Genomic DNA, 14,866 nt, shown 5'->3' on the forward strand with positions numbered 1-14,866 from the left:
CCGAGCTCAGGACACCGCCGCGCGGACGGACTCGGCGACCATCGCCATGGTGGTGCGGGCACGGACGGGGGCCTCGGTCAGGAAGTAGTGGTCGGTGCCGGGGGTTTCGTCGTGGAGCACCGGTACACCGGCCTCGCGCAGGCGTGCGGTGTAGCGCCGGCCGTCGTGGCGGAGCACGTCGCGCTCGGCGGTCAGCACCACGGCGGGCGGGAGGCCGGACAGATCTGGTGCGAGCAAAGGGGAAGCCCACGGCTCCAGGCGGCCGGCGGCGTCGGGGAAGTAGGTGCGGCGCACCAGCCCGCGCAGTTCCGGCGTGATCATCCCCGGCTCGTCGGCGGGCTCGTGGCCGAAGTCGAGCACGGGAATCCCGAGCACCTGCAACGCGGGCAGCCAGCGTCCGCCGTCACGGGCCTGCAGGCTCACCGACGCCGCCAGGTTGCCTCCGGAGGAGAACCCGCCGACCGAGATCCGGTCGCCGTCGAGGTGCAGGTCGCCTCCGCCTGCCGCGGCCCACGCCGCGACGTCGTGGCATTGGTGGTGGGCGACGGGATAGGTGACGTACGGCGCGGCGCGGAAGTCGACGTTGAGCACGAGGACCTCGGCCGTCGCGGCGAGGTAGCGGCACCACCAGTCGTCCATGAACGGGTAGCGCATCAGGAACGCGCGCCGTGGAAGTGGACGTGCGCGGCGCCGGGCACCGGCTCGGAGTGCGGGCGGTAGACGTGCACGCGGACGCGTCCGTGCCGGGTGGGCACCCGGACGGCCCTGGGCCGGGGCAGGTCCGAGCCCGCGAAGCGGAGCACCTCGCCGTAGCGCACGGTCCAGCGTGCGGTGGCGTGCATCGTGGCCGCGGTGATCCGGTCGCTGAGGTTCACACCGGTTCGTTCGTCGTCCGAGGGGTCGACGGATCGAACCGCCTAAGCTGGCGATCATGACGAAACACCGGTGGGCCGCCGCGGACCTTCCCGACATGACCGGCCGCACCGTCGTGGTGACCGGTGCGGCGAGCGGGGTGGGGCGTGGCACGGCGACCGCCTTCGCCGCGGCAGGGGCGCGCACGGTGCTCGCGGTGCGCGACGTCGCCGCCGGCGAGCGGGCGGCGGCTGTGATGCGGGGTACCACCGAGGTCCGGGAGCTGGACCTCGCGAACCTCGCGTCGGTGCGCGCGTTCGCCGAGGGCTGGCAGGGCGGGATCGACGCCCTGGTCAACAACGCCGGGGTGGCGATGACCCCGTTCGGTCGCACGGCCGACGGGTTCGAGCTGCAGTTCGGCACCAACCACCTCGGCCACTTCGCGCTGACCAACCTGCTGCTGCCCTCGATCACCGACCGCGTGGTGACCGTGGCCTCCGGTGCGCACAAGGCGGGCGTGCTCGATCTCGACGACCTCGACCTCGCCCGCACCGGCTACACCGCGGTGAAGGGGTACGGCCGCTCGAAGCTCGCGAACCTGCTGTTCACGCTGGAGCTGGAACGGCGCTGCCGCGAGGCCGGGTCGTCCGTGCGGGCGCTGTCCGCGCACCCCGGCTACACGGCGTCCAACTTGGGCACCAAGGGCCGCAACCGGCACCTCGTCAAGATCGTCCACGTGGCAGGGCGGTACCTCGCGCAGACCGAGGAGCAGGGCGCGCTGCCGTCGTTGTACGCGGCGACCCAGGACCTGCCGGGCGCGAGCTACGTCGGCCCGGACGGGCGGTTCGAGCTGCACGGGCACCCCGCGCTGGTCGGCCGGTCGGCGGCGGCCAGCGACCCGGTCATGGCGCGGCGGCTGTGGGAGACGTCGGAACGGCTCACCGGAGTGACCTTCCCGCTGTGAAGTGCGTTCTGGTTAATTGCTGATTTACCATTCGGCAATTGCGAGATGCATTTCCGGCGGTTTCCTCTGCATATACTGCGGCTGCAGTATTCAGCTACCTGCGTCAGTAGGACGATCTTTGTGTCCTGAGCGGTGAATCTGTGTGCAACACAGACGAACCCCTTGGGAGAGAACGATGATCGAGGTGGTGGACCTCAGCAAGCGGTACGGGCCGAAGACCGCGGTGGACGGGCTTTCCTTCACCGTCCAACCCGGAATCGTCACCGGATTCCTCGGTCCGAACGGCGCGGGCAAGACGACCACGATGCGAATGCTCGTCGGTCTCGCCGCACCCTCTTCGGGCATCACCAGGGTCAACGGCAAGCCCTACCGCGAGCACCGCGCCCCGTTGCGGGAGATCGGGGTGCTGCTCGACGCCCGCGCGGTGCACCCCGGCCGCTCGGCTCGTGATCACCTGCTGGCCATCGGTGCCACGCACGGCATCTCCGCCAGGCGGGTCGACGAGGTGCTGGAGGTCGTGGGCCTCACCGAGGTGGCGAGGCGTCGGGCCGGCGGCTTCTCGCTCGGCATGGGGCAGCGGCTGGGCATCGCGGTCGCGCTGCTGGGCGACCCGCGCACGGTCGTGCTGGACGAGCCGGTCAACGGCCTCGACCCGGACGGGATCCGGTGGATCCGGCACCTGCTCAAGGACCTCGCCGCGCAGGGCCGGACGGTGTTCGTCTCCTCGCACCTGATGAGCGAGATGGCTTTGACCGCCGACCACCTGGTCGTGGTGGGACGCGGGAGGCTCGTCGCGGACGTGCCGATGGCGGAGCTGATCACCTCGGTCGAGCGCGGTGTGCACGTCCGCTCGCCCCGCACCAGCGAGCTCGTCGAGGTGCTGAGCGGGAACGGTGTGCGGATCAGTTCGGTCACCAGCGACGTGCTCGACGTGATCGGCCTGTCCGTCGAGGACATCGCGGCACGGGCGCTGCGGGCCGGAATCCCGTTGTTCGAGCTGACCCCGCAGCAGGCGTCGCTCGAGGAGGCCTACGCGGACCTGACCCGGGACGTCGTCGAGTACCGGGGCGCCTCGCTCGGGGAGGTGGCCTGATGACCACCTTCGGAGGTGTGGTGCGCGGCGAGTGGGTGAAGCTGCGCTCGGTGCGGTCCAGCGGCTTCGCGGTGCTGGGCGCGGCGCTGACGATGATCGTGGCGGGGCTGGTCTTCGCCGCCACGATCGGCACCGACTCCGACGGTGCCGACGGGGTGACCGACCCGGCCGGCATCACCTTGAGTGGCGCGATTTTCGCGCAGCTCCTGACGGGTGTGCTGGGCGTGCTGCTGATGTCCGGCGAGTACGCCACCGGCATGATCAAGCCGACGCTGACGGCCGTGCCCTCACGGTTGCCGGTGCTCGCGGGCAAAGTCGCCGTGCTCGTCGGCACCGTGTTCCCGGCCGTGCTGGCGAGCGCTTTCGTCGTCTTCTTCGCCGGCCAGGTCGTCATGGGCAACGCCGGCCTGCCCACCGCGAGGATCGGTGACGCCGGTGTGCTCGGCGCGGTGGTGGGGTCGGCCGTCACGATGACCGGTGTCGCGGTCCTCGGTCTCGCGCTCGGGGCACTCCTGCGCACCACCGCGGGCGCGGTGTCCACGTTGGTCTTCCTCGTCTTCCTCGCACCAGGACTCGGCGGTCTTCTCCTGCCGGCCTCGTGGCGGGACAACGCGGTGAAGTTCCTGCCTTCCTCGGCGGCGGAGGCGTTCACCCAGGTCGCCCCGGCTCCCGGGCTGCTCGGCGCGCCGGCCGGTGCCGCGGTGTTCTCGGCCTGGGTCGTCGTTCCCCTGCTCGCCGCCGCGGTGCTGTTGCGCCGCCGCGACGTGTAAGCGATGGAGAAAATCCTTTCGTGGACGCGAAAGCATCCCCGCGTTGTGGACGCGGTGAGCGCGGCGGTGATCTACGTCGTGATCTTCGGCCTGAGCGCGGCGGACGGCGCGGAGTCCGCACTGGACATCCGCATTCCTCCGCTGCCCGGCCTGCTGGCGGTGGTCACGGCCAGCCTGGCGGTGCGCCGCAAGCGGCCACTGTGGACATTGGGGGTCACGGCTTTCGGAGTGGCGACCGCGACGGCCCTGGGAGCGGACCTGGAACCGTTCCTGGTTCCGCTGGCCGTGGCGACCTTCACCGTGCACACCGATCGGTGGACGAAGCGCCGAGCGTCAGCGGCCGGTGTTCTGCTGGCGGTATCGGCCGTCGCGATCGTGACCAGCTCGCCCGGTTCGGCGTGGGAGGACCTCGGTCGCTTCACCCTGATCGGCATGGCCGCGGCGGCGGGCGAGGCGGTGCGCACCAGGCGCGCGTTCATCGCCGCGATCGAGGAACGGGCGGTGCGGGCGGAGCGGTCCCGCGAGGAGGAGGCGCGGCGCCGGGTGGCGGAGGAGCGGTTGCACATTGCTCGCGAGCTGCACGACGTGGTGGCGCACCACATCTCCGTGATCAACGTGCAGGCCGCCGTGGCCGAACACCTGATCACCTCCCAGCCGGACGCCGCCGCCGAGGCGCTGCACCACGTCCGCCGGTCGAGCCGCTCCGTCCTGGACGAACTGCGCGACCTGCTCGGCGTGCTGCGCGGGGCCGGTGAGCCGGACGGACCGGCCGAACCCGCCCCCGGCATGGACCTGCTGGGGCCGCTGGTCGAGACGTTCCGGCACTCCGGTCTGGAACTGCGCTGGACCTCGGCAGGGGAGCCGCGACCGCTGCCCGCGACCGTCGACCTGGTCGCCTACCGGGTGATCCAGGAGGCGCTGACCAACGTCCACCGCCACGGGAACGGCACCGCGCACCTGTCCGTGACCTACACGCCCGCCGACCTGGTGCTGCAGGTCGTGAACCCCCGTGGCCGCAACGCTTCCGCGGACGGCTCGGGCCTCGGGTTGATCGGCATCCGGGAACGAGCCGGCGCCGTCGGGGGCACGGCCCGCACCGGGCCCGGACCCGGCGACACCTTCCACGTCCACGTCACCCTGCCCCTCGGGAAGAACCCATGACCATCCGCGTCCTGCTCGCCGACGACCAGCCGCTCATCCGGGCCGGGTTCCGCGTGCTCATCGACTCCGCCCCGGACCTCGAGGTCGTGGGTGAGGCGGCCGACGGGCTGGAAGTGCTCGCCCAGCTGCGCACGAGCCGCGCCGACGTCGTGGTCATGGACATCCGGATGCCCCGTCTGGACGGACTGGAGACCACCCGCCGCATCACCGCCGACGAGAACTTCGACGGCGTGAAGGTCCTGGTGGTGACCACGTTCGAGATCGACGACCACGTGGCCCAGGCGATCGAGGCGGGAGCCGGTGGTTTCCTCGGCAAGGGCGTCGACGCCTCCGAACTGCAGGCCGCGATCCGCACCGTGGCACAAGGCGACGCACTGCTGTCACCGAAGGCGACCAAGGCGTTGATCGGCCGGTTCCTGGCCCAGCGCCCCAGCGAGCCGGTGCACCCCGAACGCCTGGACGCCCTGACCCAGCGCGAACGCGAGGTCGTGGCGCTGGCGGCCGGCGGCATGTCCAACGACGAGATCGCGCACGAGCTCGTGGTCTCGCCGCTCACCGTCAAGACGCACGTCAACCGGGCGATGATGAAGCTCCAGGCACGTGACCGGGCCCAGTTGGTCGTGGTGGCACACCAGACCGGCCTGGTCCGCGCCTGACGTCCGCTCGGTCCATCACCCCTTCCACCGCACGGACAAGGACGACCATGAGCACTCTCACGACAGCACGCACCGCCTCGCCCGCGCCGGTGAACCGGGTCCGCTGGCCCATCCCGGCCCGGCTGCGCAAGACGATCCTGGTGACCCACGTCGTGGCGGCGGGAGCCTGGATCGGTGTCGACGTCGCCGCCACCGTTCTCGTGGCGATCGGATGGGCGAGGTCGGGCGACGACCGGACCGTCGTCTACCAGGCGCTCGCGGACTTCTCCGTCGTCCCGCTCCTGCTCGCCGCTCTCGTGGCGGGAGTGGTCTGCCTGGTCACCGGCGTGCTGCTCGGCATCGCGACGAAGTGGGGAATCGTCCGCTACCGGTGGGTCGCCGTGAAATTGGTGCTCAACGTCGTGGCGTGCGCGCTGCTGCTGGCGTTCCTCGGCCCGATCCGCGAGCTGTCCTCGGGCGAGCAGCCGTTGCAGGACATGTGGTTCGTCGCGTTCCTGGCCATAAGCGCGTTGGTGTTCCTGAGCTTCGCGATGGTGCTGTCGGTCTTCAAGCCGTGGGGACGCGTCCGCAGGTAGTTGACAGCGTTAGCTAACACCATTAGCTTTTAGCTAATCGCATTAGCTTTTGGAGGACGGACGGCATGACCGAGCACCTGACCATCGCCGGGAACACCATCGCCTACGACGTGACCGGGCAGGGCCCGCTCGTCGTGCTGGCCCACGGCATCGGCGACAGCCGCCACTCCTACCGGTTCCTCGCCCCAGCGCTGGCCGCGCGGGGCTACCGGGTGGCGAACGTCGACATCCGCGGCTGCGGTGACTCCAGCACCGGCTGGGACGGCTACAGCCGCACCGACATCGCGGGTGACCTGGTCGCCGTCGCCCGCCACCTCGGCGGCCCCGCCGTGGTCATCGGCCAGTCCATCAGCGGCGGTGCCGCGACCATCGCCGCCGCCACCGCGCCCGACGTGATCGCGGGCGTCGTCGAGCTCGCGCCGTTCACCCGCGCGCAGTCCTTCGACCTGGGCGGGCTGATGCGCGTGCGGCGGTACCGCGCCGGCTACACCCAGCTCGCGAAGGTCCTGGTCGCGGGAAGCCTGACGGGCTGGAAGAAGTACCTCGACATCGCGATGCCGGCGAAGCCCGCGGACTGGCAGGCCGAACTCGCGCGCATCGAGGCCAAGCTGAGCGAGCCCGGCCGGATGAAGGTCCTGCAGGCCATGTGCAAGACCAGTCCCGCCGACGCCGGCGCCCAGCTGGCCAACGTCACCTGCCCGGTCCTCGTCGTCGTCGGCACCGCCGATCCCGACTGGGCCGACCCGCGCGCGGAGGGCGAGAAGGTCGTCGCCGACCTGCCCCGGGGGCTCGGTGAGCTGGCGGTCATCGAGGGTGCCGGGCACTACCCGCACGCCCAGACGCCCGACGAGGTCCTCGCACTCGCCTTGCCGTTCCTGGCCAAGACCCTGGCGCGCGCCTGAAGGGCGCCCGCCCACACCCGCAGAAAGGCTTTTGGTGAAGCAGTCGAACGTGAACGTCGGTGGGCAGCACATCGCCTACGTCGAGAGTCCGGGCCGAGCGGATGCCCGCACGGTGGTGTTCGTCCACGGGAACTCCTCCTCGGCACGAACCTGGCTCCCCTTGCTGCAGCAGGACTTCGGCACCCGGTTCCGCTGTCTCGCCCTGGACCTGCCGGGTCACGGCCGGTCCGAGCCGGCCCGCGACGACGCCGGCTACTCCTTGCCGGGTTACGCGGCGGTGCTCACCGGCTTCGCCCAGGAGATCGGTGTGACCGGCGCCGTCTTCGTCGGCTGGAGCCTGGGCGGACAGATCGTGATGGAGGCCGCGCCTGGCCTGCCGGACGCGGGCGGCTTCGTCGTCTTCGGCGCGCCCCCGGTCGCGACGCCCGCGGACATGGCCGAGGCGTTCCTGCCCAACCCCGCGATGGGCGCGCTCTTCACCGACCAGGTCAGCGAGGACGAGGCGAGGCTGGCCGCGGCGAGCTTCACCGCGCCGGACTCCTCATTGGACCTCGCCGAGTTCGTCGCCGACATTCTGGCCACCGATGGCAGGGCACGGGCCGGGCTCGGCGCCAGCGCCGGTGCCGGCCGGTTCGCCGACGAGCTCGCGATCGTCTCGGCACTCCGCCGGCCGATGGCCGTCCTGCACGGCGCCGAGGAACAGCTGGTCAGTCTCGACTACCTGCGCGAACTCGACTTTCCCGCGTTGTGGCGCGGTGAGGTCCAGGTGATCCCAGGCGCGGGCCACGCTCCGCACCAGGAGACACCGGAAGCGTTCGCCGCGCTGCTGAACGAGTTCATGACTGACGTGGGCGCCTGAGATGATCGAGCCGCACGTCGACACTCCCAGCGAATGGTGTTCCTGATGCTGACCTCCCTCAACGAGAACGCTCGTGCCTAGGGCGGGCCTCGCTCCGGCCACCGTCGTCGCGGCCGGTGCGGAACTCGCCGACGAGGTCGGCTTCGAAGCGCTGACGATGGGCCTGCTCGCCGAACGGCTCGACGTGCGACCGCCGTCGCTCTACCGGCACGTCGAGTCCCTGGACGCACTCCGTCGCGGCATCGCCCTGCAGGCCAAGCGCGAACTGGGTGGCGTCGCGGCCAGGGCGGCCGTCGGCAAGGCGGGCGCGGACGCGATCCACGCGTTCGCCGACGCGTACCGCCGCTGGGTCCTGGACCACCCCGGCCGCTACGTGGCGTCAGTTCGTGCACCGGCACCCGGTGACGAGGAGGACCGCCAGGTCAGCGACGACTCGTTGCGCGCTCTCTTCGACATCCTCGCGGGCTTGGGGCTGCACGACGACGACGCGGTCGACGCCGCCCGTGCGCTGCGGTCGGCGCTGCACGGCTTCACGAGCCTGGAGAGCGCCGGCGGTTTCGGACTGCCCCGTGACGTCGACCGCAGCTACCGCGTGCTCGTCGAGTCCGTGATCTCGGGCTTGCTGCGGAATCGGTCGAACGCCGCGACCTGACGCAGGCGACGTGCAGGCCGCGTCCAGCGGAGGTACGACTTCTGCGGTGCGGCGCCGTGTGCGCTCAGGATCGCGGCCAGGTCCGGGTCCTCGGCCGTGAGCCGGTGCTCGATCCGCCGGAGTTCTCTGGTGGACACGGGGAACTCCCGCTGTCGGCGGGACCGCCGGCGCGGGCAAGGCATCCGCGCCGGCGGTGATCACCGGACTGGTCCTCGTGACCGCTGGTCAGCTGACGGCGGGTCCCGAGTCGCTCGACCCCGACAGCTCCTTGATGAACTGGTGGCACTGCCGGGCCCTCGCCGAGTCCTCCTCCATGACGCGGCGGAAGAAGTCGGCGATGTCCTGACGGCCGGCGTTGTCGGCGTCGCGGACGTACTGGCCGTAGTCGTGGCCTGCCTTGAGTGCGTGGTACTGCACGGAGATCAGGTCGTAGGTGACGTCGTCGAAACCGGTCTCACCCGTGGCCATCGCTTACCTCCCTTGGTGTGTCGGTAGCGAGGTCATACCCAGGTGAACCCCGTCGAACCGAAGTCGCGGAAGTTGGTGTGCGTCCGGTTGTTCCGCTTCGGCCCGGGTATCCACGGCCTTCGTGCTGCAGGGAGGCCGAACACGATGAACACAGCAGGAAAAGCTCTTCTGGCCGCGGGTGTGGCGACCGCCGTCACCGTGGTCAGGCGACGACGACGCGCGCCGGACGACCAGCCGGACGGGCGGTGGCTCGTCGTGACGGTGAACCGCGCGCCGGCGGACGTGCAGGCATCACTGCCGGAGGACCTGACGCGGTGGAAGGACGAGGTCGAGCTCCGGATCACGCCCGCGTCGGGGGACAAGGGCACCGAGCTCAGGGCGAAACCCGTCGGCGGGACGTCGGCGCACGACGTCAGGCTCGCGTTGCGCCGGGCCAAGTCGGTGCTGGAGGCCGGTGAGGTGGTCCGGCCCGACACCGCGCCCACCCATCCGGGACCGATGGGCAAGGTGCTGCAACTGGTGACGAGCAGGGCGGCAGGAGGAGGCAGGCTGTGAAGGCGTTGTGCTGGGAGGGGATCAACGACGTCCGCGTGCAGGACGTTCCCGATCCGCAGTTGCTGAACGACCAGGACATGATCCTCAAGGTCGGGTTGAGCACGGTGTGCGGTTCGGACCTGCACCTGCTCACCGGCCACATCCCGTTCATGCAGGCGGGCGACGTGATCGGCCACGAGTTCATGGGCGAGGTCGTCGAGGTCGGCCCCGGTGTCACCAAGCACCGGCCGGGTGACCGGGTGGTGGTGTGCTCGTTCATCGCCTGCGGCCGGTGCTGGTACTGCCGCAACGAGCTGTACTCGTTGTGCGACAACACGAACACCAACCCGGGGATCACCCAGCACCTGTGGGGCTCCGACCCCGGTGGCGTCTTCGGCTACTCGCACGCCATGGGCGGCTTCCGCGGCAGCCACGCCGAGTACGTGCGCGTGCCGTTCGCCGACCACACCGCGATCGCGATCCCCGAGGCCGTGGACGACATGAGCGCCCTGTTCACGTCCGACTCGGCGGCGACCGGGTGGATGGGCGCCGACCTCGGTGGCGTCAAGCAGGGCGACGTCGTGGCGGTGTGGGGCGCGGGCGCCGTGGGGCAGATGGCGGCACGGGCGGCCCAGCTGCTCGGCGCCGAACGCGTCCTGATCATCGACCGCTTCGAGTACCGCCTGGCGCAGGCGCGGTCGGTGTTCGGGGTGGAGACGATCAACTACGCCGAGACGTCCGTGGGCGACACCCTGCTGGAGGCCACCGGCGGCCGTGGTCCGGACGTGTGCATCGAGGCGGTCGGCTGCGAGGCGCACTCGACGGGTCCGCAGTACGTGTACGACCAGGTGAAGAGCAAGCTGAAGCTCGAGATGGACCGCCCGATCGCCGTGCGCGAGGCGATCTACAACTGCCGCAAGGGCGGGTCGGTGTTCGTCCTCGGCGTCTTCACCGGGCTGGTCGACAAGTTCCCGCTGGGAGCGTTGATGAACAAGGGCCTGACCGTCCGCGGCGCGCAGCAGCACGGGCAGCGCTACATCCCGATGCTGCTGGACCGCATCGCGTCCGGCGAGCTCGTCACCGATCACCTGGCGACGCACGTGATGCCGCTCAGCGAGGGCGCGCGCGGGTACGAGCTGTTCAAGAAGAAGGAGGACGACTGCGTCCGCTCGGTGTTCCGCCTCTGACACCTTCCCGGAGGAACGACATGACCGGCTCGCTGTACTTCGTGGGCAACGCCACCACCGTGCTCCGGCTGGGGCCGTTCACGGTGCTGACCGATCCCAACTTCCTCCACAGAGGACAGTGGACGCACATCGGCCAGGGCGTCGTGTCGCGCCGCCTCACCGATCCCGCGACCGGGATCGGTGCCCTGCCGGAACTGGACGGCGTGGTGCTGTCACACCTGCACGGCGACCACTTCGACCGGGTGGCGAGCCGCGAGCTCGCCCGCGACCTGCCCGTCTTCACCACTCCGCACGCGGCGAAACGCCTGTCCCGGCGCGGTTTCCGGGAAACCGCGCCGTTGCGGACCTGGGAGACCGCCACGCTGTCGAAGGGGGCGTCGACGCTGACGATGACGTCACTGCCGGGCAGGCACGCGCTCGGGCCGCTGGCCCGCGTGCTGCCTCCGGTGATGGGCACCATGCTGGAGTACCGGCAGGTGGGCGCGCGCCCGTTCCGGATCTACCTCAGCGGCGACACCCTCGTGCACCCGGCGTTGCGCGAGATCCGCGAGCGCTTCGACGGCATCGACCTCGCGGTCGTGCACCTAGGCGGCACCAAGGTGCTCGGCCTGCTGCTCACCATGGACGGCCGGCAGGGCGCCGACCTGGTCGAGCTGCTCGGCCCGGAGACGACCGTGCCCGTGCACTACGAGGAGTACGGCGTCATGAAGTCACCGCTGTCCGACTTCACCGGCGAGATCGCGCGTCGGGAGGCCGGACTCGTCGTCCAGGTCGTGGCACGCGGGGAGACCTTCGGCCTGCCGATCTGACGCACTCCGTCAGATCGGCAGGCTCCTCGCCCGCTCAGCTGATCCCGTGGTGCTGCAACCACAGTTCCAGCACGCCGAGGTGCCACAGCTCGTTCCCGCCCGCCTTGGTGGACCGGCCGTTGGGGTCGGCGAGCAGTTCGTCGACGTAGCCTCGGCGGAGGACTCCTCGCTGGCGTGCGGCGGGGGAGTTCATGGTGGCGCGCAACAGGTCGAGGACTTCCCCGTCGAGCCGCGTGAGGGCCGGGACGGGGAAGTACCCCTTCTTCCGGTCGACGACCTCGAGCGGCAGCAGGTCGCGGCCGATGTCCTTGAGCAGGCCCTTGCCGTTCTGGCCGGACTTGAGCTCCGGCGGGCACGCGGCGACGAGCTCCACGAGGTCCTGGTCGAGGAACGGCACGCGGGCCTCGACCCCCCACGCCATCGCCATGTTGTCGACCCGCTTGACCGGGTCGTCCGGCATCAGGAGGTGGGTGTCCGTGCGCAGGACGGCGTCGAGCGCGGTGTCCGCACCGGGAACGGCGAGGTGGTCCGCGGCCAGTTCGCCGCTGACGTCCCGGCCCGCGAGCCAGTGCGGTTCGAGGACGTCCGCGAGCTCGTCGTGCTCCAGGTCGTGGAACGCGTCGCGCAGGACCTCGGCGGCCGCACCGCGTGCCGCGTCCGCTGCCGGTTGGTGGTAGCGGTAGCCGGCGAACACCTCGTCGGCGCCCTGGCCGCACTGCACGACCTTGACGTGCTTCGAGACCTCGCGGCACACGAGGTGGAACGCGGTGACGTCGTGGCTGCCCATCGGCTCGCTCATCGCCCCCACGGTGTCCTCGACCGCCTTGGCGATCTCCTCGTCACCGATGCGGATCTGGTGGTGGTCGGTGCCGAACTTCCGCGCGATCACGTCGGAGTAGACGAACTCGTCGCCCTCGACGTCGCCGCGGCTCGTGAAGCCGATGCTGAAGGTGCTGGGCCGCTGGTCCTGCTCGGCGAGCAGCGCGACCAGCAGGCTCGAGTCGAGTCCGCCGGACAGCAGGACGCCGACCTCCACGTCGGACACCGTGCGGCGGCGCACCGCGACCCGCAGTGCCTCGCGCACCGCCTGCCGCCAGTCCAGCGCCGTCCAGTCCGCGTGCTCGGGACGCCGCGTGTACGACGGCTGCCAGTAGACGCGGTCACGCGGCTCCTGCCCGCGGTCGAACACGCGGATCGTCGCGGGAGGCAGCTTGCGCACCCCGCGCAGGACAGTGCGCGGGGCCGGCACGATGGAGTGCCAGGTCAGGTAGTGGTGCAGGCCGACGCGGTCGAGTTCGGTGTCGACGCCGCCGCCCGCCAGCAGCGCCGGCAGGGTGGACGCGAACCGCGTCCGGCCCCGCACGTCCGCGACGTAGAGGGGCTTGATGCCGAGCCGGTCGCGGACCAGCAGCACGCGGTCGCGCCGCCGGTCGAACAGGGCGATCGCGAACATGCCGACGAGGTGCTCGACGAACCGCTCGCCCCAGTGGTCGTAGGCCTTGAGGATCACCTCGGTGTCGCTCGTCGAGGTGAACCGGTAGCGGCCGGACAGCTCCTCGCGCAGCTGCTCATAGTTGTAGACGCACCCGTTGAACGCCACCGCGAGCCCGAGCTCGTCGTCGACCATGGGCTGCGCGCCGGCGTCGGACAGGTCGATGATCGACAGCCTTCGGTGCCCGAGCGCGACCCGGCCCTCCGACCAGTGGCCGTCGCCGTCCGGTCCGCGCGACCACATGGTCCGCGTCATGCGCTCCACGGCGCCGCGGTCCGGACGGCCGGACTGGTCGGTGACGATCTCACCGGCGATTCCGCACATGGGCGTCTCCTCGGGCGTTCGGCTGACAGGGTGCGGAACGGGTACCCCGAACGCTGATGATCATGTGCCGCTGTGCTCCGGCTCGCGTGTGAGCACGGCCACGACGGCCATTTGACGTGGGCTGGCAAGGTGGGACCCATGGACCTGTCGGCCGCCGAACTCGACCGGGCGACCATCCCGCTGCTCGCGCGCCGGATGGCGGACGGCGAGTTCACGTCGGCCGCCCTGACCGGCGCGTACCTTCGTCGCATCACCGAGGTGGACCCGGTGCTGCGCGCCGTGCTCGCCGTCGACCCGACCGCGCTGTCGCAAGCCGAGGAGAGCGACCGCAGACGAGCACGCGGCGAGTCACGCGGGCTCATGGACGGCATTCCGTTGCTGCTCAAGGACAACATCGACACCAGCGGGCTGGCGACCACCGCCGGCTCACGGGCGCTGAGCGTGCCGCCTCGCGCCGACGCCGAGATCGTGACACGGCTGCGCGCGGCGGGCGCCGTGGTGCTGGGCAAGACGAACATGACGGAGTGGGGCAACTTCCGCTCCCCGTGGGCCACGTCGGGCTGGTCGGCGGTGGGCGGGCAGACAGTCAACCCGCACGTGCTGGACCGCACGCCGTGCGGCTCGTCGTCCGGCTCGGCCGTCGCGGTGGCGGCGTCGCTGGCGCAGGTCGCGGTCGGCACCGAGACCAGCGGGTCGATCGTGTCCCCGGCGGGCCACACCGGCGTCGTGGGGTTCAAGCCGTCGCCGGGCAGGACCAGCAACGCGGGCATCGTGCCGATCACCGCGCTCAGGGACACGGCCGGCCCGCTGGCACGGCACGTCGTGGACGCGGCGATCCTCCAGGCGGCCATGGAAGGCGCCGCCTGCTCGTTCACCCCTGGCACGCTGCGGCACGCGAGAGTCGGCGTGTGGCGCAGGGCCGGGTTCGACGCTGATGCCGAACGGGTGGTGGCGTCCGCGGTGGAGCTCCTGCGCGACCACGGCGCCGACCTGGTCGAGGTCGAGCTGCCCTACCAGGACGTGATCCACGCGGCCGACCGGCCGGCCATGGTCGCCGAGTTCCGGCACGACCTGGAGGAGTACCTGCGCGCGAGGCCGGGCGCGCCGCGCACGATGCGCGAGCTGATCGAGTTCAACGAGAGCGATCCGGTCGAGCTGGGCAAGTTCGGCCAGGAGCTGTTCCACGACGCCGAGAAGACCCGGCCGCTGACCGATCCGGCCTACCTCCACCAGCGGCGCACCGCGACCGAGGCGGCCCGCCGATCCCTCGACGAGGTGATCACCACCCACCGCCTGGACGTGGTCATGGCGCCGACGAACCGGCCCGCGTGGCGGGCTCGGGGCAGCGACCCGGCCGGCCCGCGCACGGCCCTGCCCGCGGCGGTCGCGGGGTACCCGAACATCAGCGTGCCGGCCGGGTTCGCGGGCCCGTTGCCGATCGGCGTGTCCTTCACCGGCGGGCCTGGGGCGGACGATGCGCTGCTGGGCTTCGCGGCGGCTTTCGAGAGCGTGTCGCAAGCTCGCCGGACGCCCTCCTACCTGCCCGAGATCCCGTGAAAGGAGGCCCG

18 protein-coding genes are annotated in these 14,866 nt (G+C 71.1%); 13 read left to right on the top strand and 5 right to left on the bottom strand.

Annotated features, from left to right (window positions below):
* Positions 1-6: 6 nt before the first annotated feature.
* A complete protein-coding gene (locus IEY88_RS12530; protein WP_229693315.1) occupies positions 7-639 on the bottom strand; it encodes an alpha/beta hydrolase in 633 nt (210 codons plus the stop codon).
* A gap of 14 nt (positions 640-653) precedes the next feature.
* Complete coding sequence (locus tag IEY88_RS12535; RefSeq protein ID WP_189154864.1) at positions 654-875, bottom strand: hypothetical protein; 222 nt, start codon at positions 873-875, stop codon at positions 654-656.
* A 56-nt stretch (positions 876-931) separates the two neighbouring features.
* Here IEY88_RS12535 and IEY88_RS12540 point away from each other — a divergent pair, with 56 nt between their 5' ends.
* The 9 genes from IEY88_RS12540 to IEY88_RS12580 all read left to right on the top strand — a co-directional run bounded on the left by IEY88_RS12540 (position 932) and on the right by IEY88_RS12580 (position 8,484).
* Positions 932-1,816, top strand: a complete 885-nt coding sequence (locus IEY88_RS12540) for an oxidoreductase (protein WP_189154865.1) — start codon at positions 932-934, stop codon at positions 1,814-1,816.
* 175 nt (positions 1,817-1,991) lie between these two features.
* Positions 1,992-2,909: an ABC transporter ATP-binding protein gene (locus tag IEY88_RS12545; protein ID WP_189154866.1), complete on the top strand. Its 918-nt coding sequence runs from the start codon at positions 1,992-1,994 to the stop codon at positions 2,907-2,909.
* A complete protein-coding gene (locus IEY88_RS12550) occupies positions 2,909-3,679 on the top strand; it encodes an ABC transporter permease (protein ID WP_189154867.1) in 771 nt (256 codons plus the stop codon). Before IEY88_RS12545 ends, IEY88_RS12550 begins: the two co-directional genes overlap by 1 nt.
* Before the next feature lie 3 nt (positions 3,680-3,682).
* Positions 3,683-4,840 carry a sensor histidine kinase gene (locus IEY88_RS12555; RefSeq protein ID WP_189154868.1) on the top strand — a complete coding sequence of 386 codons (1,158 nt, stop codon included), beginning with the start codon at positions 3,683-3,685 and terminating at the stop codon, positions 4,838-4,840.
* The gene (locus tag IEY88_RS12560) at positions 4,837-5,496 is read left to right on the top strand and encodes a response regulator transcription factor (RefSeq protein WP_189154869.1); all 660 of its coding nucleotides are present in this window, start codon (positions 4,837-4,839) and stop codon (positions 5,494-5,496) included. Before IEY88_RS12555 ends, IEY88_RS12560 begins: the two co-directional genes overlap by 4 nt.
* Before the next feature lie 47 nt (positions 5,497-5,543).
* Entirely contained in the window at positions 5,544-6,071 is a 528-nt protein-coding gene (locus tag IEY88_RS12565; RefSeq protein ID WP_229693316.1) for a hypothetical protein, read from the top strand.
* 65 nt (positions 6,072-6,136) lie between these two features.
* Entirely contained in the window at positions 6,137-6,973 is an 837-nt protein-coding gene (locus IEY88_RS12570; RefSeq protein ID WP_189154870.1) for an alpha/beta fold hydrolase, read from the top strand.
* Between the two features lie 49 nt (positions 6,974-7,022).
* Positions 7,023-7,832: an alpha/beta fold hydrolase gene (locus IEY88_RS12575; RefSeq protein ID WP_189154871.1), complete on the top strand. Its 810-nt coding sequence runs from the start codon at positions 7,023-7,025 to the stop codon at positions 7,830-7,832.
* Positions 7,833-7,905: 73 nt separating this feature from the next.
* A complete protein-coding gene (locus IEY88_RS12580) occupies positions 7,906-8,484 on the top strand; it encodes a TetR/AcrR family transcriptional regulator (RefSeq protein ID WP_189154872.1) in 579 nt (192 codons plus the stop codon).
* Here IEY88_RS12580 and IEY88_RS12585 read toward each other — a convergent pair.
* Both IEY88_RS12585 and IEY88_RS12590 read right to left on the bottom strand, forming a co-directional pair.
* Positions 8,418-8,621, bottom strand: a complete 204-nt coding sequence (locus tag IEY88_RS12585; RefSeq protein WP_189154873.1) for a DUF3040 domain-containing protein — start codon at positions 8,619-8,621, stop codon at positions 8,418-8,420. The genes IEY88_RS12580 and IEY88_RS12585 overlap by 67 nt on opposite strands.
* A gap of 88 nt (positions 8,622-8,709) precedes the next feature.
* Positions 8,710-8,952, bottom strand: a complete 243-nt coding sequence (locus IEY88_RS12590; protein ID WP_189154874.1) for an acyl carrier protein — start codon at positions 8,950-8,952, stop codon at positions 8,710-8,712.
* A 144-nt stretch (positions 8,953-9,096) separates the two neighbouring features.
* On the opposite strand from IEY88_RS12590, the gene IEY88_RS12595 reads away from it, so the two are divergent.
* Genes IEY88_RS12595 through IEY88_RS12605 form a run of 3 tightly spaced genes read left to right on the top strand, consistent with a single transcriptional unit; the run spans position 9,097 to position 11,482 of the window.
* Complete coding sequence (locus IEY88_RS12595) at positions 9,097-9,507, top strand: hypothetical protein (protein ID WP_189154875.1); 411 nt, start codon at positions 9,097-9,099, stop codon at positions 9,505-9,507.
* Positions 9,504-10,673 (top strand): zinc-dependent alcohol dehydrogenase, encoded by a 1,170-nt coding sequence (locus tag IEY88_RS12600; RefSeq protein WP_189154876.1) that lies wholly within the window; start codon positions 9,504-9,506, stop codon positions 10,671-10,673. The genes IEY88_RS12595 and IEY88_RS12600 overlap by 4 nt, the downstream gene beginning before the upstream one ends.
* A 20-nt stretch (positions 10,674-10,693) precedes the next feature.
* A complete protein-coding gene (locus IEY88_RS12605; protein WP_189154877.1) occupies positions 10,694-11,482 on the top strand; it encodes an MBL fold metallo-hydrolase in 789 nt (262 codons plus the stop codon).
* A 34-nt stretch (positions 11,483-11,516) separates the two neighbouring features.
* Here the strand turns inward: IEY88_RS12605 and IEY88_RS12610 are convergent, their stop codons facing one another.
* Positions 11,517-13,298 carry an N-acetylglutaminylglutamine amidotransferase gene (locus IEY88_RS12610; RefSeq protein ID WP_189154878.1) on the bottom strand — a complete coding sequence of 594 codons (1,782 nt, stop codon included), beginning with the start codon at positions 13,296-13,298 and terminating at the stop codon, positions 11,517-11,519.
* 138 nt (positions 13,299-13,436) lie between these two features.
* Between IEY88_RS12610 and IEY88_RS12615 the strand changes: the two genes are divergently transcribed.
* Positions 13,437-14,855: an amidase family protein gene (locus IEY88_RS12615; protein ID WP_189154879.1), complete on the top strand. Its 1,419-nt coding sequence runs from the start codon at positions 13,437-13,439 to the stop codon at positions 14,853-14,855.
* Positions 14,856-14,866 lie beyond the last annotated feature (11 nt).

It is taken from the genome of Lentzea pudingi (assembly GCF_014646255.1).
Taxonomy (GTDB): Bacteria; Actinomycetota; Actinomycetes; order Mycobacteriales; family Pseudonocardiaceae; genus Lentzea; species Lentzea pudingi.

Coding starts and splice junctions, on each gene's coding strand:
- IEY88_RS12570 (WP_189154870.1), top strand. CDS start 6,137: ATGACCGAGCACCTGACCATCGCCGGGAACACCATCGCCTACGACGTG.
- IEY88_RS12560 (WP_189154869.1), top strand. CDS start 4,837: ATGACCATCCGCGTCCTGCTCGCCGACGACCAGCCGCTCATCCGGGCC.
- IEY88_RS12605 (WP_189154877.1), top strand. CDS start 10,694: ATGACCGGCTCGCTGTACTTCGTGGGCAACGCCACCACCGTGCTCCGG.
- IEY88_RS12610 (WP_189154878.1), bottom strand. CDS start 13,298: ATGTGCGGAATCGCCGGTGAGATCGTCACCGACCAGTCCGGCCGTCCG.
- IEY88_RS12545 (WP_189154866.1), top strand. CDS start 1,992: ATGATCGAGGTGGTGGACCTCAGCAAGCGGTACGGGCCGAAGACCGCG.
- IEY88_RS12540 (WP_189154865.1), top strand. CDS start 932: ATGACGAAACACCGGTGGGCCGCCGCGGACCTTCCCGACATGACCGGC.
- IEY88_RS12565 (WP_229693316.1), top strand. CDS start 5,544: ATGAGCACTCTCACGACAGCACGCACCGCCTCGCCCGCGCCGGTGAAC.
- IEY88_RS12550 (WP_189154867.1), top strand. CDS start 2,909: ATGACCACCTTCGGAGGTGTGGTGCGCGGCGAGTGGGTGAAGCTGCGC.
- IEY88_RS12555 (WP_189154868.1), top strand. CDS start 3,683: ATGGAGAAAATCCTTTCGTGGACGCGAAAGCATCCCCGCGTTGTGGAC.
- IEY88_RS12530 (WP_229693315.1), bottom strand. CDS start 639: ATGGACGACTGGTGGTGCCGCTACCTCGCCGCGACGGCCGAGGTCCTC.
- IEY88_RS12615 (WP_189154879.1), top strand. CDS start 13,437: ATGGACCTGTCGGCCGCCGAACTCGACCGGGCGACCATCCCGCTGCTC.
- IEY88_RS12590 (WP_189154874.1), bottom strand. CDS start 8,952: ATGGCCACGGGTGAGACCGGTTTCGACGACGTCACCTACGACCTGATC.
- IEY88_RS12595 (WP_189154875.1), top strand. CDS start 9,097: ATGAACACAGCAGGAAAAGCTCTTCTGGCCGCGGGTGTGGCGACCGCC.